Below are 23,109 nucleotides of genomic sequence, written 5' to 3' on the forward strand. Positions count from 1 at the left end.
ACGCCACCGGAATCCGGGGGTCGGGGAGCGGAAACGATCTGTGACGCAGGTCACTTCGATGCGAGTGGTGTTCATGTAATCGATTACATACCCTCATGTAATCGATTACACGGGAGGGCCGGTGGCACGTATCAAGGATGTGGCCGTTCGCGCGGGTGTGTCCGTCGCCACGGTCTCCCGGGTCCTCAACGCCAGCCCCTCGGTGTCCGAGGAGACCCGGAACCGGGTCTACACCGCGATGACCGAGCTGAACTACGTCCCCAACGCGGTGGCGCGCTCGCTGCGCACCGAGGCGACCCGGACGCTCGGCCTGATCATCGGCGACATCCTCAACCCGTTCTTCGCCGAGCTGGCCCGGTCGGTCGAGGACGCGGCGCGCGAGGCCGGCTACACCGTCGTCATCGGCAACGCCGACGAGCGGCCCGAGGAGCAGGACCACTACGTGCGCACCCTCATCGAGCAGCGGGTGGACGGGCTGCTGATCTGCCCCACCGCCGAGGTCACCCCGCTGGTGGAGCAGGCGGCCGCGACGGGCGGCCCGCTGGTGTTCATCGACCGCGTGCTCCCCGGCATGGACGTGCCGTCGGTCCGGGTCGACGGGACCGCCGCGATCGGCGAGCTCGTCGGCCACCTGAAGAGGCTGGGGCACCGGCGGGTGGCCCTCATCTCCGGCCCGCTCCGGCTCTCCACCGGCCGGGAGCGCACCGACGCCTTCGTGGAGGCGGCGGCCGGACACGGGATCGAGCTGCGCCCGGAGTACATTCGGTCGGGGGACTTCCAGCTGGGCAGCGGCCGGGAGCTCACCGCCAGGCTCCTGGACCTTCCGGAGCCGCCCGAGGTGATCTTCGGGGGCGACAACCTGATGACCCTGGGCGCGCTGGACGAGATCCGGGCGCGCGGTCTGCGCATCCCCGAGGACGTGGCACTGGTGTCCTTCGACGACGTGCCGTGGTTCCCCCACATGAACCCCCCGATAACAGCCATCAGCCAGCCCGTCGCCGAACTGGGCGTGCGCGCCGTGCGGGTCATCCTCGACCTGCTCCACGGGCGGCCCGCCGGATCGGTGGTCCTGCCGGCCGTACTGGTGCCCAGGCAGTCGTGCGGGGAAGGAAGGAACGTCTCGTGACGAACGACGACAGCCCGCGGGGCGGGGCGGCCGGGGGTGAGATCCTCCGCGTCGAGGGACTGCGCAAGGAGTTCCCCGGCGTGGTGGCGCTGGACGGGGTCGACTTCGACCTGCGGGCCGGCGAGGTCCATGTCCTGCTCGGCGAGAACGGCGCGGGCAAGAGCACGCTGATCAAGATGCTCTCCGGGGCCTACCGCCCCGACGCCGGACGGATCGTCGTCGACGGCGCGCCCGTCGAGATCCGCGGCGCCGGAGACGCCCAGCGGCTCGGCATCGCCACCATCTACCAGGAGTTCAACCTGGTCCCCGAGCTCTCCGTCGGCGAGAACCTCGCGCTGGGCCGCCCGCCCCGCCGCTTCGGGCTCGTCGACACCAGGAGGATGCACGAGCGGGCGCGCGAACTGCTGGCCCGGGTCGGCGTGGACGTCGACCCGCGCACCCCGGTCGGCCGCCTCGGCATCGCCCGCATGCAGATGGTCGAGATCGCCAAGGCGCTCGCCCTCGACGCCCGGGTGCTCATCATGGACGAGCCCACCGCCGTGCTGACGACCAGCGAGGTCGAGCGGCTGTTCGCCATCGTCCGCCAGCTCCGCGACCAGGGGGTGGCGATCGTGTTCATCACCCACCACCTGGAGGAGATCCCGCAGGTCGGCGACCGGGTCACCGTACTGCGGGACGGCCGCTCGGTCACCCGGGTGCCGGCGAGCACGCCGGAGAACGAGCTGGTCAGGCTCATGGTCGGCCGTCCGATCGACCAGCAGTACCCCCGGGAGCCCGCGGCGCCGGGCGAGCCCCTGCTGCGGGTCCGCGGCCTGGGCCGGCGCGGCGCGTTCGAGGACGTCTCCTTCGAGGTCCGCGCCGGCGAGGTCGTCGGCCTGGCCGGGCTGGTGGGCGCGGGCCGTACGGAGGTCGCCCGGGCGATCTTCGGCGCCGACTCCTACGACACCGGCGAGGTCCTGGTGGACGGCCGCCCGCTGCCGCGCGGCGACGTCCACGCCGCCATGGAGGCCGGTCTCGGCCTGGTCCCGGAGGACCGCAAGGGCCAGGGGCTGGTCCTCGGCGCCGACGTCGCAGAGAACCTCGGTCTGGTCACGCTCCGCCGGGCCAGCCGCGGCGGGTTCGTCGACCGGGCCGGGCAGCGCCGGGCCGCCGCCGACGTCGCCGGACGGCTCGGCGTGCGGATGAGCGGCCTCGCCCAGGAGGTCCGCACGCTCTCCGGCGGCAACCAGCAGAAGATCGTCATCGGGAAATGGCTGCTCGCCGACGCGAGCGTTCTCATCCTCGACGAGCCCACCCGCGGCATCGACGTGGGAGCCAAGGTCGAGATCTACCAGTTGATCAACTCGCTCACCGCCTCCGGGCACGCGGTTCTCATGATCTCCAGTGATCTCCCCGAGGTCCTCGGGATGAGCGACCGCGTGCTGGTGATGGCCCGCGGCAGGCTCGCCGGAGAGCTCGCCGCGCGTGAAGCGACACAGGACTCGGTGATGGCCCTGGCCGTCAGCGAGGTGGAGGATGCACGTGTCCACTGATGTGCTCAACGGGCCCGCCAAGGCGACGCGGCGCCGGCACCCGGCCGCCGCCTGGCTGGCCGAGAACGGCGCGCTGGTCGCCCTGGTCGTGCTCGTGGCCGGTCTGTCACTGCTGTCGGGAGACTTCCTGACGGTGACGAACCTGCTCAACGTGGGCGTCCAGGCGGCGGTCACCGCGATCCTCGCCTTCGGCGTCACCTTCGTCATCATCACCGGCGGCATCGACCTGTCGGTCGGCTCCGTCGCCGCCCTGTCGGCGATCGCGCTGGCCTGGCTGTCGACCGACTCGGGCCTGCCGTGGCCGCTGGCCGTCGTCGCCGCGCTGGTCGTCGGCCTGGTGTGCGGGCTCGCCAACGCCGCCCTGATCGCGTACGGCAAGCTGCCGCCGTTCATCGCCACCCTGGCCATGCTGGGCATCGCCCGCGGCCTGGCCCTGGTCATCTCCCAGGGCAGCCCGATCGCCCTGCCCGACGCCGTCACCCACCTGGGCGACACCATCGGCGAATACCTGCCGATCCCGGTCCTCGTCATGATCGCCATGGGGCTGATCACCGCCCTGATCCTGAGCCGGACCTACTCCGGGCGGGCGATCTACGCCATCGGCGGCAACGAGGAGGCCGCCCGGCTCTCCGGAATCAAGGTCGACCGGCAGAAGCTCATCACCTACGGCCTGTCCGGCCTCTTCGCCGCCATCGCCGGCATCGTCCTGGCCAGCCGGCTCGCCTCGGCGCAGCCCCAGGCGGCCTCCGGCTACGAGCTCGACGCCATCGCCGCCGTCGTCATCGGCGGGGCGAGCCTGTCGGGCGGCAAGGGCCGGGCCTTCGGCACCTTCGTCGGCGCGCTCATCCTCGCGGTGCTGCGCAACGGCCTCAACCTGCTCTCCGTCTCCGCCTTCTGGCAGCAGGTCGTCATCGGAGTGGTGATCGCGCTCGCGGTCCTCTTCGACACCCTGCGCCGCAAGGCCACAGCCTGAGAATCACCCCGAGGGGAACGAAATATCATGATCAAGCGCACCATCAGCCTCGCCGCGGCCGGAGCCGCGCTCACCCTGGGCCTCGCGGCCTGCGGCTCGGGCGGTTCGAGCGGTTCCTCCGACGGCGGCTCGGGGACGTCGGGTGGGGACATCAAGATCGGCATGTCGGTCTCCACCCTCAACAACCCCTACTTCGTCCAGCTCCGCAAGGGCGCCGAGGACGAGGCGAAGAAGGAGGGCGTCGCGCTGACCGTCACCGACGCCCAGAACGACGCCTCCCAGCAGGTCAACCAGATCCAGAACTTCGCCGGCCAGAGCATGAAGGCGATCATCATCAACCCGGTCGACTCCGACGCCGCCGGGCCCGCGGTCAAGGCCGCGGAACGCTCCAAGATCCCGGTGGTAGCCGCCGACCGCGTCGTCAACGGCGGCACCGTCGCGCAGACCGTCGCCTCCGACAACGTCGAGGGCGGCAAGCTCGCCGCGCAGGAACTGGCCAAGGAGATGGGCGAGAAGGGCAAGGTCGTCGTCCTCCAGGGCGTGCCCGGCACCTCCGCGGCCCGCGACCGTGGCCAGGGCTTCACCGAGGGGATCAAGGCGTTCCCCAACATCCAGGTGATCGCCCAGCAGCCGGCCGACTTCGACCGGACCAAGGGCCTGGACGTCATGACCAACCTGCTGCAGTCCAACCCCGGCATCACCGGCGTGTTCGCCCAGAACGACGAGATGGCCCTCGGCGCCGTCAAGGCGCTGGGCGCCAAGGCGGGCAAGGAGGTCAAGGTCGTCGGCTTCGACGGCACCCCCGACGGGCTCAAGGCCGTCCAGGACGGCACGCTGAGCGCCAGCGTCGCCCAGCAGCCGGCCCTCCTCGGCCAGCAGGCCGTCCAGGGCGCCGTCAAGGCCGCCAAGGGCGAGAAGGTGGAGGCCACGGTCGCCGTGCCCGTCAAGATCGTGAACAAGGACAACGTCGCAGAGTTCGCGGGCTCGTGATGAGCGGCCACATCGACGGGTCCCCCCGGCCGGGGGCCGTCCCCGGCGGCCGGCCCGTGTCGCCGTACGACGTGGTGGTCGTGGGGTCGGTCAACGCCGACCTGGTGGTCCATGTCGCCCGGCGGCCCGCGCCGGGCGAGACCGTGATCGGCTCGGAGCTCGCCACCCACCCCGGCGGTAAGGGCGCCAACCAGGCCGTCGCCGCGGCGCGGCTCGGCGCCCGGGTCGCCATCCTCGGCAGGGTCGGCTCCGACGGCCACGGCGAGTTCCTGCGCGAGGCGTTGCGCGCCGACGGCGTGGACCTCGGCCACCTCATCGAGACGCCCGGCCCGAGCGGGGTCGCGCTGATCTCCGTGGACGCCGGCGGCGACAACAGCATCATCGTCTCGCCGGGCGCCAACGGGCTGCTGACCGAGGACGACATCACCGCCGCCGAACGCCTGCTGTCCTCGGCGCCGGTCGTCTGCCTGCAGCTGGAGAGCCCGCTGGCCACGGTGGTGGCGGCGGCGCGGGTCGCGAGCCGGGTGGTCTTCAACCTCTCGCCGCCGGCGGTGGTGCCGGACGAGCTGCTGGAGGCGTGCGACCCCCTCGTCGTCAACCAGCACGAGGCCGCGCTGCTCCTCGGCAGCCACGCCGACCCCGTACGGCAGGCACGGGAGCTGCTGTCGCTCGGCCCCCGCTCGGTGGTCCTCACCCTCGGCGCCGACGGCGCGGTCGTCGCCGACGCCGGGGAGGTCACCGCGGTGCCGAGCCCCAGGGTGGAGCCCGTGGACACCACCGGCGCCGGCGACGCGTTCACCGGTGCGCTGGCCTGGCGCCTGTCCCAGGGCGACCACCTGGCCTCCGCCACCTCGTTCGCGGTCCGGGTGGGCGCCGCGTCCGTCCGCCTGCACGGCGCGCAGAGCTCCTACCCCCGGGTCGGGGACCTGGAGACGCTGTGAACGTGAAGTCACGTGTGGTCCCCGTGGCTCCGGACTCGTCGGGGGCCCGGAGCCGCGGGGAGGGCGACGTGGTCGCCGTGAACCGGGAGCCGGGGTGTCGCGGGGAGGACGACGGGGTCGCCGTGAGCCGGGACCCGCGGTGCCGCCGGGAGGGCGGGGTCGCCGTGAGCCGGGATCCGCGGTGAAGCGCGCGGGAATCCTCAACGCGGCCCTGTCGGGCGCGCTCGCCCGCCTCGGCCACACCGACGAGGTGCTCGTCTGCGACGCCGGGATGCCGTTGCCGCCCGGGGTCCAGGTAGTCGACCTCGCCTTCCTGCCGGGCGTCCCGGCCTTCGCCGACGTGCTGGACGGCCTCCTCGCCGAACTGGTCGTGGAGGGCGCCGTCGCGGCGGAGGAGGTCAGGACGGCCAACCCCGCCTGCCACGCGCTGCTGGGCGAACGGCTGCCCTCCCTGGACCACGTCCCGCACGAACGGCTCAAGGAGAGGTCCCGCTCCGCCCGGCTGGTGGTGCGGACCGGTGAGGCGCGGCCGTACGCCAACGTGATCCTCCGCTGCGGCGTCGCGTTCTGAGCCGCTGAGCCGCTGAGCCGCTGAGCCGCTGAGGCGCTGAGCCGCTGAGTCACTGAGCGGCTGAGCCATTGAGCGGCTGAGCCATTGAGCCCTTGAGCCCTTGAGCGGCTTAGCGGCCGCTCCGGCTCCGGCTCACCCCGAGCCGGTCGCGGAAGTCCCCGCCGCCTGGAAGGTGGATACGCTTTCCGGGTGGACATCGACGCGTTCGTCACCGCGCACCGCCCCTCCTGGGACCGCCTGGAACACCTGGTACGGCGACGCAGGTCGCTGGACGGCGCCGAGATCGACGAACTCGTGGAGCTCTACCAGCGGACCGCCACCCACCTGTCCATCGTGCGTTCCGGCCCCACCGACCCGATCCTGGTGAGCCACCTGTCGTCGCTGGTCGCCCGCGCCCGCTCGGCGGTGACCGGCGCGCACGCCCCCGCCTGGCGGGAGCTCGTCCGCTTCTTCACCGTCTCGTTCCCGGTGGTCGCCTACCGCGCCCGGTGGTGGTGGCTCGGCACGACCGCCGCGTTCCTCCTGGTCTCGGCGGTCGTCGCGGTCTGGGTGGCGGGAGACCCGGCCGTGCAGGCCGCGATCGGCACACCGGAGGAGATCACCCAGCTCGTCGACCACGACTTCGCCGACTACTACTCCGAGCACCCCGCGGCCTCCTTCGCCGGGCAGGTCTGGGTCAACAACGCCTGGGTGTCGATGCAGGTCATCATCATGGCCGTACTGCTCGGCCTGCCGATCCCGTACGTGCTGCTGCAGAACGCGCTGAACGTCGCGGTCTCCGCCGGGCTGATGGCCTCGCGCGGCAAGCTCGACATCTTCTTCGGCCTGATCACCCCGCACGGCCTGCTGGAGCTGACCGCGGTGTTCCTCGCCTCGGCCGTCGGCATGCGCCTGGGCTGGACGGTCGTCGACCCCGGCCCCCGCAGACGCGGCGAGGCCCTCGCCGAGCAGGGCAGGGCCGTCATGAGCGTGGCCCTCGCGCTGGTCGTGGTGCTGCTGGTCTCCGGGCTCATCGAGGGGCTCGTCACCCCCTCGCCCCTGCCCACCTGGGCGCGGATCGGCATCGGGGTCGTCGCCGAGGCGGCCTTCCTCGCCTACGTGGTCTACTTCGGCCGCCGCGCCCTGCGCGCGGGCGAGACCGGCGACCTGGAACGCGCCCCCGACGTCACCCCCACCTCCGGCTGACCCCGGACCGGAGCGCGGAAGGCCACAGGAACACCTGTGAACGGTCTTTCCGTCACACCCACTGCACGCGCAGAATGTAGATCTCGCGCTGTGGCTCCAGGACCAGATAGGTCACCAGACCGCCTTCTCCGAACGAGATGATCCGCATGTTTCCGTCGGGACTGGCGGGGTTCGCCGGCCTGCCGGTCCACGGAGCGGTCTCCAGAAGGGCGAACACCTCGGCGAGGTAACGGGCGGCTTCGGTCGGCAGTGCCGCGATCTGTTCCTCGGCGAGAGGATCGGGCGGCGTGATGGTGTACACCTACGTGTCGGTCCCGCGCTCAGCCAGTATCTCCCGCCAGGACCGGTTCCCCCGGGGAAGCGGGCGGCCCTGCTCGGCCAGAGCCCGCGCGTGGGCGGCGCGTTCGTACATGTCCTCGCGGCCCGCCCGATCGCGGACGGAGTCGCAGGCGATCAGCCACCAGCTGTGCACGAACTCGGTCAGCCTCCCCAGGTCGAGGCTGACCCGCACCTCGTCCAAGGCGAGTCGCAGACCCGCGTCGAAGGCGGCGCGATCCTGTGGCAGAGCGAGTGCGGCGCGGATCGACCGCAGGTTCTTCTCGGGGAGAGGCGCATCCGCGCCGGAGACCTCATGTGGCTGAGCTGTCATCGCTGTCCTCTCCGCTGTCGTCCCGTCCCAAGTCTAGGAGGCTCCGCGCCGGAGGGGCCCTGCCGAGCCGAACACACGCCGGGGCGGTGGGGTCGTGCCGGGAGCGCCCCGGCCAGGCGTCGGAGCAGGGCGGCCGTCGGGGCGGTCCCGCCCTCCTCGATGCGCTCGATCTCGTCCTCTGTCAGGGCCGCGCGCCCGGCGAGCTCGGCGATGCTGAGCCCCAGCGCGTTGCGCCGGTCGTACAGGGCCTTGCCGAAGGCCAGCGCCTCCGGGATCAGGACGCGCTCGGGATCGTCGGCCTGCGGCTCAGGTCGCGCCCAGCGGATATGACGATCGGCCACCCGGCCGTCACCAGGAGTCATGGTCAAAAGCTATCGATGACGATCAGGGGATGTCCGGCGTTTCATGTCATCCGGTCCGGCGGGACGGGGGCCATCGGGCCCGGCGGGACGGGGGTCAGAGGCGGCCGGCGGCCTTGAGGGCGAGGTAGGCGTCGGCGAGGGCGGGGGCGAGTTGCTCGGGGGCGGCGTCCACGACCTCGACGCCCTGGCGGCGCAGGCGGGCGGTGATGCGGCGCCGGTCGGCGCCCTGGCGTTCCGCCGCCGCCGCGTCGTACACCAGCTCGGGGGTGCCACGCCCGGCGGCCATCGCCGCGACCTGCGGGTCGGACGCGGCGGCCACCAGCACCAGGTGCCGGGAGGACAGCTGGGGGAGTACGGGCAGCAGCCCCTCCTCCAGTGACGCGGCGTTGAGGTCGGTCAGCAGGACGACCAGGCAGCGCCGCCTGGCACGGGCCAGGACGGCCGCGACCATGCCGGCCGCGTCGGCCTCGACCAGCTCGGCCTCGATCGGTGCCATCGCGTTGACCAGCGACGACAGTAGCTCGGTACGACCCGCCCCGGACACCCAGGCACGCACCGAGCGGTCGTGGGCCATGAAGTCCACCCGGTCGCCGGCTCGGGAGGCCAGTGCGGCCAGCAGCAGCGCCGCGTCCATCGACCAGTCGAGCCGGGGCCAGCCCGGCGCGGTCCACACGCCGCCCCGCCCACCGGGAAGCCCACCGGGAAGCCCGCCGGAAAGACCGCCCGGAAGCCCGGTCGAAAGCCCGCCGGGCCCGGCTCCGCGGCCCGCGGGGGACCGGTCCTCCTGACCGGCGAGCGGGATCGGGGCGGTGCCGACCCGGCCGGCCGAGGTGCGCCCGGTGTCCAGGACGATCAGCACCCGCCGGTCGCGCTCGGGCCGCCAGGTGCGCACCACGACGTCGGAGCGGCGGGCGGTGGCCCGCCAGTCGATCGACCGCACGTCGTCGCCGGGCACGTACTCGCGCAGCGAGTCGAACTCGGTGCCCTGGCCCCTGACCATCGACGGGTGCGCGCCCTCCAGCTCCCTGAGCCTGGTCAGCTTGGCGGGCAGGTGCTTGCGACTGAGGAACGGCGGCAGCACCCGTACCGACCACGGCACCCGGTGCGAGCCCTGGCGGGCCGCGATGCCCAGCGGGCCCAGCGACCGCACCGTGACGGCGGCGGCCTCCCGGTCTCCCCGGCGGGCCGGGGTGAGCGTCAGCGTGAGGCGGCGGCGCTCCCCGGCCGGGACGTCCAGCGCGAAGTGCCGGGGGACGGCTCCGGCCGAGGGCGGCCAGGCGTCCCGGAGCAGGCCGCGGACCCGGCGGCGGCCGGGGTTCTCCACGACCAGGTCGACCGTGGCGGTCTCCCCGAGCCGTACCAGGCGGTCGCCGGAGCGGGTGAACCGCAGCGGGCGCACGCCCCCGGCCAGCAGCAGGTCCACCGCGACCAGCGCGGCCAGCAGCAGCGCCACCCCGGCCACGGCCGGTCCCGGCCGCGGCGCGAACAGCACGACCAGCGTGCCCAGCAGGGCCAGCAGGGCGGCCCGTCCCGTCAGTGCCATCGTCGCTTCAGCGGGGGACGGGGACGGCGGCGAGGACGGCGTCGATCAGGCCGTCGGCGGACGCGCCCTCCAGCTCGGCCTCGGGGCGGAGCTGGACGCGGTGCCGCAGGGCCGGCCGGGCCAGGGCCTTGACGTCGTCCGGCGTCACGTAGGTGCGGCCGGACAGCCAGGCCCAGGCTCGGGCGCCCGCCAGCAGCGCGGTGGCGCCGCGCGGCGAGACGCCGAGCTGCAGCGACGGCGACTGCCGGGTGGCGCGGGCGATGTCCACGATGTAGCCGAGGACCTCGGGCCCGGTGTGCACCTGGCGGACCGCGGCGCGCCCGGCCTCCAGGTCGGCGGCGGTCGCCACCGGCCTGATGTGTGACAGGTCGCGCGGGTCGAAGCCGAGCGCGTGCCGCTCCAGCACCGCGACCTCCTGCTCGCGGGAGGGCAGCGGCACGGTCAGCTTGAGCATGAACCGGTCGAGCTGCGCCTCGGGGAGCTGGTAGGTGCCCTCGTACTCCACCGGGTTCTGGGTGGCGGCCACGATGAACGGATCGGGCAGGTGGCGCGGCACTCCGTCCACGCTGACCTGCCGCTCCTCCATCGCCTCCAGCAGCGCCGCCTGCGTCTTGGGCGGGGTGCGGTTGATCTCGTCGGCGAGCAGCAGGTTGGTGAAGACCGGTCCGGGGCGGAACTCGAACTCCGAGGTCTTCGCGTCGTAGACCAGGGAGCCGGTGACGTCGCCGGGCATCAGGTCGGGGGTGAACTGCACCCGCTTGAAATCCAGCGACAGCGCCGCGGAGAGGGTCCGCACGAGCAGGGTCTTGGCGACCCCGGGTACCCCTTCGAGCAGTACGTGTCCCCGGCAGAGCAGGGCGATGACCAGCCCGGTGACCACGGCGTCCTGGCCGACGACGCCCTTGGCGACCTCGGCGCGCAGCGCCCCCAGCGCCTCCCGGGCGGCGTCCGCGCCGCCGTTCGCGCCGCCGTTCGCATCAACGGCTCGCTCGTCACGCACGTTCACGAATCTCTGACCTGCCTCTCCAACATGTCCAGATATGCGGCCAGGGCGACCAGCCCGGCGTCGTCGGCCGGCGGCGGGCCGTACAGGGCGGACGCCACCTGCGGCGCCGGCTGCCCGGTCCGTCCGGCGAGCGCGCTCACCCTGGCGTCCGGCCCGGCCGCCGACGGCAGCCCGAGCCGGGGGACGACGCGGTCGGCGAAGCCCTCGCGCAGCGCGGCGGCGGCGCGGTCACGGGCCCGCCTGGCGCGGTACAGCCTGGCCCTGCCCTCCGCGGTCTCGGCGGCCCGCACCACCACGGGCAGGCGTTCGGCCACCACCGGGCCGAGCCGCCGGCCCCGCCAGAGCGCCAGCAGCACCACCGCCAGCGCGAGCTGCGCCGCGGCCCATCTGACGCCCGGCGGGACGAGATCGTAGAGGCCCTGCTCGCCTGACGCCGCGGGCGCCTCCCCCGGGGGCGGCGGGACCAGCCAGACGAGCGTGGGCCTGGCGCCGGCGAGGTTCATCGCCAGCGCGGCGTTTCCGTCCTCCGCCAGGCGCAGGTTGGTCATGAAGTCGCCGTCGCCCACCGCGGTGATCGTCCGGTCTCCGTCGCGGTAGGCGACCAGCGTCGGGTCGTCCCCGGCGGGGTAGCAGCCGGTCCCGCCCCGGGGGACGGAGAAGGTCGTCCCGCCCAGGTGGGCGCTGCCCGCGGCGGCCGCGGCCGGCAGTGCGCAGCGGGGCTCGCGTGAGCGCGGCCGGGCCTCCCCGGTGGCGAGCAGGCCGGGGGCGAGCGTCCGCAGCCGTCGTCCGGCGCCGACCAGCAGCAGGTCGGCGGGTGCCCCGGCCAGCCGCGAGGCGTCCGCGGCGGTGAGCGGGAAGGCGTCGGTGACCAGCAGCGTGCTGCCGGCGGTCGCGGCGGCTCGCGCGTCGGCGGCCGAGGTGACCCGGGCGATCCGCACGCCACGGCTCTCCAGCAGCCGGGCGAGGGCTCCCGCGCCGGACAGCGAGGTGTCGTCGGGGTCGAGCCGCCGGTCGGGTCCGCCGGTGCCGCCGAGGAGAACGCCGGCGACGGCGGCGGCCACCACGATGAGGGCGACCAGGAGCACGCCCCGGCCGCCGCGCCACAGGCTCGCGGCGGTGGGGGAGACGGACGTCGAACCGGTCACCGGGGCGGCGGCGAGGCCGGCGTCCGCGGGGTCCGCCGCCCGTGCGTCGGCGGCGCCGGCGGTGTCCATGGTGCCGGTGGTGCCCGTGGTGCCCGTGGGGTCGTTCATCGGGGCCCTCCCCACGCGGCCGCGCCGCCGGCCGCGTCCGCCGGGGCGGGGACCGCGTCCGCCGGGCGCGCCGCGCGGAGCCGCTCGTCGAGGTCGCGCAGCGTCTCGTACGCCTCGGCGGTGCCGGGGGTCTCGCCGTACGTCACGTCGTCGAAGGTCCGGGCCGCGGCGACCAGGGCGGCGGCCAGGCCGGGCAGCGCGCGGCCGGCCTCGGCGGCCAGCTCGGCGGCGGTGCGGCCCGGGACGGGGTCGACGATCGCGCGGTCCTCCAGATCACGGGCGACGGCCCGCAGCCGCTCGCGGACCGCCTCGGCCCAGCGGCCCTCGGCGGCCAGCCGCTCGGCCGCGGCGCGGTGCTCGGCCGCGGTGCGCCGGCCGTCGCCGAAGACCTCCTCGCGGCGGGCGGCGCGGCCCCCGGCCGTCCGCCGCGCGACCACGGCCAGCGCGACGACCGCGGTGACGACGAGGGCGACGAGCACCACCCGGACGGTCACGCTTCCCACGGTCCCGAGGGAGTCCTGGTCGGTGAGGTCGCCGATGAACTGGTTCACGGCCCGGACGGCGCGGTCGAACGCCGACTCCCTGGCGTACCCGGCCCGGAGCAGCTCGCGGGCCGCCTCGCGGCGGGCCTCGTCACGGCCGACGTCGACCGGCGTGCCGAGATTCAGGAGGGTCAGGAGTGGGGCCACGAAGCTCCCTGTCCGGCCTGCGGGTGCGGGCCGGGTGCGCCGGGCGTGGCGGAGGGAAGCCACAGGTCGTCGGCCGTGGCGTGCACCCAGCCCTGGCGCCGCTGCTCGATCGCGGCGGTCTGCAGGACGAGGTCGAACGCCTCGGACCGCATCCGCCGGTCGGCGTAGAGCAGGCCGTTGACCCCGGCCAGGAACGGATAGGTGATCATCGCGCCGACGGTGCCGCCGATCGCGATCAGGACCGCCGTGGCGACCTGCGCGCCGGTCGAGCCCGGCACGCCGATGCTGACGAGGGCGGCGCCGAAGGTGAAGGGGACGGCGACCACGAAGGTGATCAGGAACGTGATGATCCTGGTGAGGATCAGGATGCCGAGGGTGCGCCAGAAGCCGCCGTTCACCAGCCGCCACGACCTGCGCATGGAGTCGAGGGCCCCGCGCCGCTCCAGCACCGCGGCGGGCGCGGCGAGCGCCAGGCGGGTGGAGACGAACGCGGCGTAGGCGATGTAGCCGAGCACCGCCAGCGCCCCCACTGCGACCGCCGTCCCGGCTCCGGCCCCGGCGTTCGCCAGCGCCACGATCACCAGTGAGATCAGGACCACCGGCACGAGCATGAGGAGCGCTTCGAGGGCCACCAGCCCGAACAGCGCGGGCATGCGGCCGCGGGACAGCCGCCACGCCTCGCCCGCGGTCGTCCGGCCGCCGAAGACGGCCCGGCCCAGGATCCGGGTCAGCACGCCGGTGAGCAGCGTCACCACGACGAACTCCACGGCGTAGGAGACCAGCACGTCGCCGTACTGGCCGAGGAAGCCGCTCTCCCCGACGCCGTCCAGCGCGGAGGGGTCGTTCACGGCCGCGCCGATCTGGCCGAAGACGACCGCCTGGCCGACGGCGGTGGGGATCACGCCGAGCACCGCGGCGATCGCCGAGAGGCCCAGGACGGTCTTGGGGTTGGAGCGGATCAGCTTGATCGCGCCGTCGAGGATGTCGCCGAGGCCGAGCGGGCGCAGCGGGATGATCCCGGGCCGCAGCGCGGCCGGCTGCGGGTGCCTGCCGTACGGCGGCTGGGGTCCCGGGCCGTACGGCGGGGCATCCGGGCCGGGGCCGTACGGCCCGCCGGGGTGGGGCGGCCCGCCGTACGGCGGGTGGCCGCCCTGGGCGGGTCCGGCGGGGGAGGCGGGCGGCGGCCCGGGGGCGGTCCACGGCGATCCCGGGACTCCCTGGTAGGGCGGGGGCTGGTGGGCCGCCCAGCCGGAGGGCGTGTCGGGAGCGGGATCGTGACCGTCTGACATATCCCAATCCTGGCATGTCGTGGGTGCCGATTGTGATGGGCGGGATGACTGATCCGGGTTTCCGGCCTCCGGATCGGCCGGATCGCGGACGACCGAGACGCCGCAGGGATGGCCGAGACCGGGTTCTTTACTCCAGACTGGGAAGGTCACCACCTCCGCTTGGCGTCCGGGGTCGCCGGGAACGGGGAGGGTGGCGCGGGGGCCGGGCCGAGGCTTTGCCGTACGTGGGCCTAAAATTCGCCTTCCGAATGCTCGACGTCGGTGCCGGTGTCACCCACTGGCCAGGCAAGGGTAATCTGCGTTAACCGTGCATTCCCCCCGAAAACTCCCAGACGGCGTAACGAATGAGGGGCCATGAAAGGACGCGTGCTGGTCGTCGACGACGACGCCGCTCTCGCCGAGATGCTCGGCATCGTCCTACGGGGAGAAGGCTTCGAGCCCTCCTTCGTTTCCGACGGCGACAAGGCGCTCGACGCCTTCCGCGACACCCGGCCGGATCTCGTCCTGCTCGACCTGATGCTGCCGGGGGCCGACGGCATCGACGTCTGCCGCCGCATCCGCGCCGAGTCCGGCGTGCCGATCGTCATGCTGACGGCCAAGAGCGACACCATCGACGTGGTGCTCGGCCTGGAGTCCGGCGCCGACGACTACATCGTCAAGCCGTTCAAGCCCAAGGAGCTGGTCGCCCGGGTCCGCGCCCGGCTGCGCCGCACCGACGAGCCGACGCCGGAGATACTGCAGATCGGCGACATCACCATCGACGTGGCGGGACACTCGGTCAAACGCGGCGAGGAGACGATCAATCTCACGCCGCTCGAGTTCGACCTGCTCGTCGCGCTGGCCCGCAAGCCGCGTCAGGTCTTCACCCGCGAGGTGCTGCTGGAGCAGGTGTGGGGCTACCGCCACGCGGCCGACACCCGCCTGGTCAACGTGCACGTCCAGCGGCTCCGGGCGAAGATCGAGAAGGACCCCGAGCACCCTGAGATCGTGGTGACGGTCCGCGGGGTGGGCTACAAGGCCGGACCCGCCTGAAGACCCGTCGCGGCCTCCCCGGGATCCCGACATGCCCTCCAGTAAGCGCCTCCGCACCCCGCGCCGGGTGGCGCGGGGCCTCCGCCGCCGGGCCCGATGGGCGGCCGGCTGGGTGCGCCGCGTCTTCTGGCGTTCCCTCCAGCTCCGCGTGGTCACCAGCACGATGGTGATCTCCATCGCGGTGGTCGCCGTGCTGGGGGTCTTCCTCATGCAGCAGATCGTCGCGACCACGCTGGAGTCCCGGGAGCGCGCGGCCAGGAGCGAGGCGCAGGCCGACCGGAAGGCCGTGCTGGGCTACCTGAAGAACCAGCCCGACGGTGAGACTCCCAAGCAGCAGGCCGACATGGCGGGGGCGCTCCAGGCGGGCGGGGACAGCCCGCTCGGCCAGGCGATCGTGGCGCTGGCGGGCCGGGCCGGCGCCGTCCCCCGCTACTCGGTGGTCATCCGCAACGACAACCGGCCCGGCGAGTTCTACGTCACCACCAACATCGACCCGGTGAGCATCCCCGAGCGGCTCCGCGCCGACGTGCTGAAGAAGCAGCCCGAGGAGGTCACCACCTACTACGGCAGGCTGCGCTACGAGGGCGGCGACTCGCGGCCCGGCATGATCCTCGGCACCCGCCTGGACACCTCCGGCACACCCCTGGACAGCGGCTACGAGATCTACCACCTCGTCCCGCTGGACCAGGAGGAGAAGACCCTCACCTCGGTCCTGCGGATGCTCATCCTGGTCGGGGTCGCCCTGGTGCTCCTGCTGGCCGCCATCGCCTCGCTGGTCACCCGCCAGGTGGTCACCCCGGTACGGCTGGCACGCCAGGCCGCCGAGCGGCTGGCCGCCGGGCGCCTGGACGAGCGGCTCAAGGTCCGCGGCGAGGACGACCTGGCCCGGCTGGCCGCCTCCTTCAACGAGATGGCCGCCAACCTGGCGCTGAAGATCCACCAGCTGGAGGAGCTGTCGCAGGTCCAGCGGCAGTTCGTCTCCGACGTCTCGCACGAGCTGCGCACCCCGCTGACCACCGTGCGGATGGCCGCCGACCTGCTCTACGACGCCCGGGAGGACTTCGACCCGATGGCCGCGCGGTCGGCCGAGCTGATGCAGAACCAGCTCAACCGGTTCGAGACGATGCTCGCCGACCTGCTGGAGATCAGCCGCTACGACGCGGGCGCGGCCGAGCTGGACATCGAGCCCGTCGACGTGAGAGACGTGGTGCTGAGCGCCGTCGCCGACTCCGAGGCGCTGGCCGAACGCCACTCCACCCGCTTCGACCTGCGGCTGCCCGGCGAGCCCTGCATGGCCGAGATGGACAGCCGGCGGATCGAGCGTGTCCTGCGCAACCTGCTGTTCAACGCGATCGAGCACGGCGAGGGCCGCGACATCATCGTCACGGTCGGCGCCGACCGCGACGCGGTGGCGGTGGCCGTGCGCGACCACGGCGTGGGCCTGAAGCCGGGCGAGGAGAACATGGTCTTCGACCGGTTCTGGCGGGCCGACCCCTCGCGGGCGCGCACGATCGGCGGCACCGGACTGGGACTGGCGATCTCCCGCGAGGACGCGATGCTGCACGGCGGCTGGCTCCAGGCGTGGGGCTCGCCGGGGGAGGGTTCGCAGTTCCGGCTGTCGCTGCCCAGGACGGCCGGGTCGCCGCTGCGCGGGTCGCCGCTGCCGCTGGTCCCGCCGGAGGTGGAGATGCGCCGGACGTGGCGGGCGCACATGACGCCGGTGCTGTCGCCGGCGACGGCCGACGGGGGACGCGATGCGGACTGAGACGCCGTTCCGGGAGACGGAACGGCCCGCGCCCCCCGGGCGGGCGGCGGGCGGCCGGCGGCCGGCCCGTACCGGGCGGCGCGTGGGCGTGGTGGGCCTGGTACTGGCGCTGGGCTGGATGTCCGCCGCCTGTTCGGTCATCCCGGTCGGGGGCCGGTCGGCCGTCGTGGACGACGTGCGCAAGGGCAACCCGCTGGGCGACCCGTACGCGCGGGTCATCGCCGTGCCGCCGGAGGCCGGCTGGACGCCCGAGCAGGTCGTCGCCGGGTTCCGCGCCGCGATGGCCAGCGTCGACGACCGCGACCGCGGCATCGCGCGCAGGTACCTCACCGACGACTTCGCCGGGAAGTGGAAGCCGCAGAGCGGGGTGACGGTCTACAAGCAGGGCGAGGTCCAGCCCCCGCCGGAGCAGGGCGACGGGACGGCCCGGGTCGTCCTGAAGGGGACCCTCACCGCGATCATCGACCAGGACGGCCGCTACCGGCCGACCGGCGGCCCGCTGAACGAGCCGTTCAGCCTGGTCAAGGGGCCGAACGGGTGGCGGATCAACGCGGCGCCCGACGGGCTGCTGCTGTCGGAGGCCGACGTCGAGCGCGCCTACCTCAAGGCGGACCTGTACTTCCTGGACTCGGCGTGGAAGGGACTGGTGGTCGACCAGGTACGCGTGCCGATCGACCCCACCGCCAACTTCGCCAAGACGATCGTCCAGAGGCTGCTGAAGGGGCCGAGCAGCCTGCTCAAGGGCGCGGTGAACACCGCCTTCGAACCCGACACGCAGCTCCTCGGCGTCGACACCCAGGACGACCGCGTGGTCATCGACCTGTCCAAGCCGGTCGACTCCGACCTGATCGGCCCGATGTCGGCCCAGATCGCCGGGACGCTCGCCGAGCTGACCAAGGGCGGCTGGGACTTCGAGGTCCGGGTGAAGGGCGAGCCGTACTACTCCGACAGCCTGCTGCCGATCGACGCCCAGGAGCACATCGACTTCGACGCCTGGATGACCCCCGGCGACATCCACCCCTACTTCCTCGCCGACGGCGCGCTGCGCACGCTGGGCCGGGACAACGTCGGCCAGCCGGTGCCCGGCCAGGCGGGGGGGAAGGACGGCTCCCGCACCCGTCCGGCGATCAGCGACCAGTGGCAGGTGGCGGCGTTGTCGTCCGGCGACCGGGAGGTCGCGGTCGCCCCGATGAACCCCGGCGGCCAGTGGCGGCCCTGGATCTCCGGCACCTCCCTGACCCCGCCCTCCTGGGACCGCTACCACACCCTGTGGACCGTCGACCGGCCCGACGACCACACCTCGAAGGTGCTGCGGCACGACGGCCGGAAGCAGTACGCCGTCTCCGCCCCCGACCTGGAGACGGTCTACGTCAAGGCGCTCCGGGTCGCCCGGGACGGGGTGCACGTCGCGGCGGTGGTGCGGAGCGGCACCGAGGAGGAGGTGAAGATCGGCACGGTCATCGGCCAGGGGGCCGCCACCAAGATCACGAATCTGCACCCGGTGGTGAACGTCGAGCCGAACCAGACCATCAAGGACATCGCCTGGAAGGACGGCGCGACCCTCTACGTCCTCACCGGCAAGTCCGAGCTGCTGGAGGCGTCCGTCGTCGCCGAGCCCAAGCAACTGCCGTCCAACCCGCAGATCCAGAGCATCACCGCGCTGAACGGCTCCCTGCTGGCCGGGGCGAAGGACGACGACGGCAACTGGCAGCTGCTCTCCTGGAACCGCAACTCGGCCCAGTGGGAGGCCGTGGTCAAGAACGAGAACGGCTCCGCCTCCTTCACCAAGGACGGTCCCGCCTACCCCGCCTACCCGCTGGGCTGAGCCGCGGCACGGCGCTCCGCCGGAGACGCGGGCCGTGCCGGGTGGTCCGGCCGGAGGCGTGAGCCGTGCCGGGTGGTTCGGCCGGAGGCGTGAGCCGTGCCGGGTGGTTCGGCCGGAGGCGTGAGCCGTGCCGGGGAGCCGCGCCGGCGTTCCGCCGATGGCGCGGGCCGTGCCGGGGAGCCGCGTGCGCGGGCTCACGGGCGTTTTTGTCGGTGGCGCGTGAAACCGTGGGCACGTGTCGACCGCTCTGCTCGATCTGGTCCTGCCGCCGCGCTGCGCCGGGTGCGACGCCCCGGGCGCCCTCGTCTGCCCCCGCTGTACGGCGGAGCTGCACGGCGAGCCCGCGCGCCGGATGCCCAATCCCCGCCCGTCCGGCCTGCCCGAGTGCTGGTCGGCGGCCGAATACGCCGGCGGCCCGCGGCGGGCGATCCTCGCCTACAAGGAGCGCGGCCGTACGGCTCTCGCCCACCCGCTGGCCGGCGCCCTGGCGCTGACGGTGGCCGCGGCGGCGGGCGAGCGGCCCGTCATCCTGGTCCCGGTGCCCAGCGCCCGGCCCGCGCTGCGGCGGCGCGGGCACGACCCGGTGGCCGGGCTCGCCGAGCTGGCCGCCGGATATCTCCGCGCCGCCGGGTGGCCGGCGACCGTCGCCCGGGTCCTCACCCAGCGCCGCCGGGTCGCCGACCAGGCGGGCCTGAGCGCCCGCAGGCGGGCCGAGAACCTCGGCGGGGCGTTCCGGGTCGCCGGAGGCCACAACCGCGCGCGGCTCGGCTTCTGGGCCGGGCGAGGGGCCGTCGTGCTGGTGGACGACGTCCTCACCACCGGTGCGACGCTCGCCGAGGCGGCCCGGGCGCTGCGCGAGGCGGGCACGGAGGTCCCGCTGGCCGCCACGGTCGCCGCGACACGCCGGGAGAGCGGATTCCGGAACGATCACCGTACGTAATGTAACGGCCGGAAAACGGTCTCGTCCGGTGCCGGCGTCCCCCTGTCCGGATCGGCTCCGTCCGATCCGCCCGGTCCCCTGAGAAGCGGGCGCGCGCCGCGGCCGCGCCGGGGAAACGGCCGCCCTCCCCCCTCGGCCGCGCGGTGAAGATGACGCAAAGTGACCGGCAAAGGCGGGGCCAAGCTGACATTCGGCCGCGATGCGGATAGCGTCTGAACATGGCACCCGCCCGGGTCCGTGGTTGCGCCGGACCGGCCCCCGCGAAGGGGTCGGCCCGGCTAGCCGATGCCAGCCGCAGGCTAAACGGTCCACGTAAGACGACTTCTCGTCGATCGATCACGGTGCGGCTTAGAGGTAAGTCCTGCCTTCCCGGGGAGCCAGATGTTCCTCGCCAGAAGAGAAGGGCAGTAGTGGCAGAGAGCTGCGAGACCCTCAGCAGGCGGATGTGGGGACGAAGACCAGGTCGGCCGGGTGGGTGCCGCCGCTCCAACACCGTCGAGGTTTCGAAGGGGGGCTGTGCATGGACATCATCGTCAAGGGTCGGCACACGGGAGTGAGTGACCGGTTCCGAGACCACGTGAGCGCCAAGCTGGCCAAGATCGAGCGTCTGGACAACAAACTGATCCGGATCGATGTGGAGGTGTCGAAGGAGACGAACCCGCGCATCAGCGGCCAGCGAGAGCGGGTCGAGCTCACCATCCACTCCCGGGGTCCCGCCATCCGTGCGGAGGCCTCGGCCGACGACCGTTTCTCAGCCCTCGACATCGCACTCGGAAAGCTCGAAGGCAGGCTCCGGCGCCTCGCCGACCGGCGCAAGGTCCACTACGGCAACCACTGTCCCCCCTCGGTGGCCGAGCTGACCGCCGGCGCGCTCGCGGAGTCCTTCGAGATCGACCCCGCCGGGGTCCGCGTCGAGCCCGCGACCGTCGGCGGCGGCGGCGACGAGTACCGCTTCGAGCCCGGGCCGTCCGCGGAGGCCGACGACCTCTCCGAGGACAGCGCGATCGTCCCCATCCAGATGGACGGCGACGGGCCGCTGGTGGTCCGGGAGAAGACCCACAAAGCCGATCCGATGACCATCGACCAGGCGCTGCTGGAGATGGAGCTGGTCGGCCACGACTTCTACCTCTTCCGTGACAAGGAGAGCGGCCTGCCGAGCGTCGTCTACCGTCGGCGAGGCTACAACTACGGAGTGTTGCGGCTCGTCGAACCCTGACGAACCCGGACGAAGATCCTCTCCGACCACCCCGAGGACCTGAAACCGTGTAATCATGGCGGTCCAACGGCTCTGGCCCCCCGAGGAGGAGGCGTGACGGAATCCGATGAGACGACCCGCCCTGCCAGGAGCGGTGACCCGATCCGCGTGCTGATCGTCGACGATCACGCGTTGATCCGCCGCAGTCTGGAGATGGCGCTGTCCACGGAGACGGACATCGAGGTGGTCGGCGAGGCGAGCGACGGGCAGGAGGCGGTCGAGTTCGCCGACCGCCTCACCCCTGACGTCATGCTCATGGACGTACGGATGCCCCGCCGGAGCGGCATCGAGGCCACACGCGAGATCAAGGCCTCGGTGCCGAGCACGCGGATCATCATGCTGACGGTGAGCGACGAGGAGGAGGACCTCTTCGAGGCGATCAAGGCGGGGGCCACCGGCTACCTGCTGAAGAACGTGCAGCTCGACGAGGTGCCCGAGGCCGTCCGCGGCGTCCACGAAGGGCAGTCGCTGATCAACCCGGCGATGGCCGCCAAGCTCATCACCGAGTTCGCGAACATGAGCCGCAAGGAGGCCGAGCGGCCTCCCCAGCTCCCGGTCCCGCGCCTGACGGACCGCGAGATGGAGGTGCTGCGCCTCGTCGCGAAGGGAATGAACAACCGCGAGATCGCCAAGCAGCTGTTCATCGCCGAGAACACCGTGAAGAACCACGTCCGCAACATCCTGGACAAGCTCCAGCTCCACTCCCGGATGGAAGCGGTGGTCTACGCGGTCCGCGAGCGGATGCTCGAGATCACCTGACCGGCGGGGCCCCGTGAGCCCTTCCTCACGGGGCCCGTCCGGCGTGGTCTCCGCGGTGCCCGGCGGTGCGCCCCGAGCCCGCCGCGGGCCGGGCCGGGTGGTACCGGTGGTCCTCGGCGGTGTGCTCCGAGCCCGCCGTAGGCCGGCCCGGCGTGATCCCGGTGGTCAGAGCGCCTCGTCGAGCGCCGCGGACAGCGCGACGGTCACGGCCGGATCGGCCCGCTCGACGCGTACGGCGTCGCAGCCGACCCAGGCCGCCGCCTCCGCGAGGGCCCCCGCCAGCGCCTCGACGGCTCCGCGGCCCGCACGGGGTTCGAGGCCGACCTGCCGGGCGACCAGGGTGGTGCCCTCCCGCGCCGGGTCCACCCGGCCGATCAGGCGGCCGCCGGCCAGGACCGGCATCGTGAAGTAGCCGTGGACCCGCTTGTCCTTCGGGACGTACGCCTCCAGCCGGTGGTCGAAGCCGAAGACGCGCGAGGTGCGGGGGCGGTCCCAGACGAGGGAGTCGAACGGCGACAACAGGGTGGTGCGGTGCCGTCCCCGCGGCTCGCTCTCCAGCGCCGCCGGGTCGGCCCAGGCGTCCGCCGCGCGGTCGGGCCAGCCGGAGACCCGCACCGGGACAAGCCCGGCGACGCCGGTGGCGAGGGCCCCGTCCAGGAACACGGCCTCGGGCGCCTTGAGACGGAGGAAGTCGACCAGGTCGGCCCGGGTGGCGACGCCCAGGGCGCGCCCGGCGGTCCGGGTGAGGCGGGTGACGCACTCGGCGTCGGAGAGGTCCTCGGCCAGCAGGTGGGCGGGGACGGCCCGCTCGGTCAGGTCGTAGACCCGCCGCCATCCGACGCGGCGGGCGCAGACGACCTGCCCGGTGTCGAGCAGCCACTCGATGGCGATCTTCGCGTCCGACCAGTCCCACCAGGGGCCGCCGTTCTTGGCGCCGCCGAGGTCGGCGGTGGTGACCGGGCCGTTCTCCCGCACCTGGTGCAACACCTTGTCGACAGTCGGCGGCACCTCGTGCCAGCGGTACTTCCTGGCCGCGTAGTACCGGCGGCGGAAGGCGTAAAGGGGCCAGTCGCCGATCGGCAGCACGCACGCGGCGTGGCACCAGTACTCGAACGCGCGGGCCGGGTCGTTCCAGTAGGCGCGCTCGACCTTCGCCCGGCCGACGGCGCCGAGACGGGAGTAGGCGACGAGCTCGTGGGAGCGGGCCAGGACGGAGATCGTGTCGAGCTGGACGGCGCCCAGCCGGCGCAGCACGGCGGGGACGCCGCCGCGGCGGGCGTCGGCGCCGAGGAAACCCTGGGCGCGCAGGATGATACGGCGGGCCTCGTCGGCGGAGAGCGTGACCGTCATGAGCGGCCCCGGGGCAGGCATCGCGTCAGCATGACGCCGAGACTAGCGCCCCACACCGACGAAAACGGTATGCC

The 23,109-nt window shown here is 73.4% G+C and carries 22 protein-coding genes; 13 read left to right on the forward strand and 9 right to left on the reverse strand.

What is annotated here, in order from left to right; genetic code table 11:
• The first annotated feature begins 121 nt into the window (after positions 1-121).
• The 7 genes from ACZ6W9_RS01800 (at position 122) to ACZ6W9_RS01830 (ending at position 7,318) form a co-directional block, all read left to right on the forward strand.
• A complete protein-coding gene (locus tag ACZ6W9_RS01800) occupies positions 122-1,126 on the forward strand; it encodes a LacI family DNA-binding transcriptional regulator (protein WP_362929137.1) in 1,005 nt (334 codons plus the stop codon).
• The gene (locus tag ACZ6W9_RS01805; protein WP_470116553.1) at positions 1,123-2,658 is read left to right on the forward strand and encodes a sugar ABC transporter ATP-binding protein; all 1,536 of its coding nucleotides are present in this window, start codon (positions 1,123-1,125) and stop codon (positions 2,656-2,658) included. Before ACZ6W9_RS01800 ends, ACZ6W9_RS01805 begins: the two co-directional genes overlap by 4 nt.
• On the forward strand, positions 2,642-3,631 hold the full coding sequence (locus tag ACZ6W9_RS01810; protein WP_389958786.1) for an ABC transporter permease: 990 nt from the start codon (positions 2,642-2,644) through the stop codon (positions 3,629-3,631). The genes ACZ6W9_RS01805 and ACZ6W9_RS01810 overlap by 17 nt, the downstream gene beginning before the upstream one ends.
• 27 nt (positions 3,632-3,658) lie before the next feature.
• Positions 3,659-4,621: a D-ribose ABC transporter substrate-binding protein gene (locus ACZ6W9_RS01815; protein WP_362929143.1), complete on the forward strand. Its 963-nt coding sequence runs from the start codon at positions 3,659-3,661 to the stop codon at positions 4,619-4,621.
• Positions 4,621-5,562, forward strand: a complete 942-nt coding sequence (locus ACZ6W9_RS01820; RefSeq protein ID WP_470116554.1) for a ribokinase — start codon at positions 4,621-4,623, stop codon at positions 5,560-5,562. Before ACZ6W9_RS01815 ends, ACZ6W9_RS01820 begins: the two co-directional genes overlap by 1 nt.
• A 181-nt stretch (positions 5,563-5,743) precedes the next feature.
• Complete coding sequence (rbsD, locus tag ACZ6W9_RS01825) at positions 5,744-6,133, forward strand: D-ribose pyranase (RefSeq protein ID WP_362929147.1); 390 nt, start codon at positions 5,744-5,746, stop codon at positions 6,131-6,133.
• Between the two features lie 189 nt (positions 6,134-6,322).
• Positions 6,323-7,318, forward strand: coding sequence for a stage II sporulation protein M (locus ACZ6W9_RS01830; RefSeq protein ID WP_389958793.1), 996 nt, complete (start codon positions 6,323-6,325; stop codon positions 7,316-7,318).
• A gap of 52 nt (positions 7,319-7,370) precedes the next feature.
• Here the strand turns inward: ACZ6W9_RS01830 and ACZ6W9_RS01835 are convergent, their stop codons facing one another.
• The 8 genes from ACZ6W9_RS01835 to ACZ6W9_RS01870 form a co-directional block, all read right to left on the reverse strand.
• Positions 7,371-7,619, reverse strand: coding sequence for a hypothetical protein (locus ACZ6W9_RS01835; protein ID WP_389958796.1), 249 nt, complete (start codon positions 7,617-7,619; stop codon positions 7,371-7,373).
• A complete protein-coding gene (locus tag ACZ6W9_RS01840) occupies positions 7,620-7,967 on the reverse strand; it encodes a DUF6247 family protein (RefSeq protein ID WP_389958798.1) in 348 nt (115 codons plus the stop codon).
• Complete coding sequence (locus ACZ6W9_RS01845) at positions 7,964-8,329, reverse strand: helix-turn-helix domain-containing protein (RefSeq protein ID WP_470116555.1); 366 nt, start codon at positions 8,327-8,329, stop codon at positions 7,964-7,966. Before ACZ6W9_RS01845 ends, ACZ6W9_RS01840 begins: the two co-directional genes overlap by 4 nt.
• 94 nt (positions 8,330-8,423) lie before the next feature.
• A complete protein-coding gene (locus ACZ6W9_RS01850; RefSeq protein ID WP_470116556.1) occupies positions 8,424-9,872 on the reverse strand; it encodes a DUF58 domain-containing protein in 1,449 nt (482 codons plus the stop codon).
• 7 nt (positions 9,873-9,879) lie between these two features.
• Positions 9,880-10,872 carry an AAA family ATPase gene (locus ACZ6W9_RS01855; protein ID WP_389958806.1) on the reverse strand — a complete coding sequence of 331 codons (993 nt, stop codon included), beginning with the start codon at positions 10,870-10,872 and terminating at the stop codon, positions 9,880-9,882.
• A 2-nt stretch (positions 10,873-10,874) separates the two neighbouring features.
• Positions 10,875-12,131, reverse strand: a complete 1,257-nt coding sequence (locus ACZ6W9_RS01860) for a DUF4350 domain-containing protein (RefSeq protein WP_470116557.1) — start codon at positions 12,129-12,131, stop codon at positions 10,875-10,877.
• A complete protein-coding gene (locus tag ACZ6W9_RS01865) occupies positions 12,128-12,820 on the reverse strand; it encodes a DUF4129 domain-containing protein (RefSeq protein WP_470116558.1) in 693 nt (230 codons plus the stop codon). The genes ACZ6W9_RS01860 and ACZ6W9_RS01865 overlap by 4 nt, the downstream gene beginning before the upstream one ends.
• Positions 12,805-14,109 carry a glycerophosphoryl diester phosphodiesterase membrane domain-containing protein gene (locus ACZ6W9_RS01870; protein ID WP_389958814.1) on the reverse strand — a complete coding sequence of 435 codons (1,305 nt, stop codon included), beginning with the start codon at positions 14,107-14,109 and terminating at the stop codon, positions 12,805-12,807. Before ACZ6W9_RS01870 ends, ACZ6W9_RS01865 begins: the two co-directional genes overlap by 16 nt.
• A 354-nt stretch (positions 14,110-14,463) precedes the next feature.
• Here ACZ6W9_RS01870 and mtrA point away from each other — a divergent pair, with 354 nt between their 5' ends.
• The 6 genes from mtrA to ACZ6W9_RS01900 all read left to right on the forward strand — a co-directional run bounded on the left by mtrA (position 14,464) and on the right by ACZ6W9_RS01900 (position 21,685).
• Positions 14,464-15,141 (forward strand): MtrAB system response regulator MtrA, encoded by a 678-nt coding sequence (gene mtrA / locus ACZ6W9_RS01875; protein WP_030509347.1) that lies wholly within the window; start codon positions 14,464-14,466, stop codon positions 15,139-15,141.
• 31 nt (positions 15,142-15,172) lie between these two features.
• Positions 15,173-16,906: an MtrAB system histidine kinase MtrB gene (gene mtrB / locus ACZ6W9_RS01880; RefSeq protein ID WP_389958819.1), complete on the forward strand. Its 1,734-nt coding sequence runs from the start codon at positions 15,173-15,175 to the stop codon at positions 16,904-16,906.
• Positions 16,907-16,988: 82 nt separating this feature from the next.
• On the forward strand, positions 16,989-18,731 hold the full coding sequence (locus ACZ6W9_RS01885) for an LpqB family beta-propeller domain-containing protein (RefSeq protein ID WP_389958822.1): 1,743 nt from the start codon (positions 16,989-16,991) through the stop codon (positions 18,729-18,731).
• A 235-nt stretch (positions 18,732-18,966) separates the two neighbouring features.
• Positions 18,967-19,671, forward strand: a complete 705-nt coding sequence (locus tag ACZ6W9_RS01890) for a ComF family protein (protein ID WP_389958826.1) — start codon at positions 18,967-18,969, stop codon at positions 19,669-19,671.
• 520 nt (positions 19,672-20,191) lie between these two features.
• A complete protein-coding gene (gene hpf / locus ACZ6W9_RS01895; RefSeq protein WP_362929169.1) occupies positions 20,192-20,887 on the forward strand; it encodes a ribosome hibernation-promoting factor, HPF/YfiA family in 696 nt (231 codons plus the stop codon).
• 93 nt (positions 20,888-20,980) lie between these two features.
• A complete protein-coding gene (locus tag ACZ6W9_RS01900) occupies positions 20,981-21,685 on the forward strand; it encodes a response regulator (protein WP_389958830.1) in 705 nt (234 codons plus the stop codon).
• A 165-nt stretch (positions 21,686-21,850) separates the two neighbouring features.
• Here ACZ6W9_RS01900 and ACZ6W9_RS01905 read toward each other — a convergent pair whose 3' ends face one another.
• Positions 21,851-23,056 (reverse strand): winged helix-turn-helix domain-containing protein, encoded by a 1,206-nt coding sequence (locus tag ACZ6W9_RS01905; protein ID WP_470116559.1) that lies wholly within the window; start codon positions 23,054-23,056, stop codon positions 21,851-21,853.
• Between the last annotated feature and the right edge of the window lie 53 nt (positions 23,057-23,109).

Source organism: Streptosporangium sp. NPDC053982 (genome assembly GCF_055585205.1).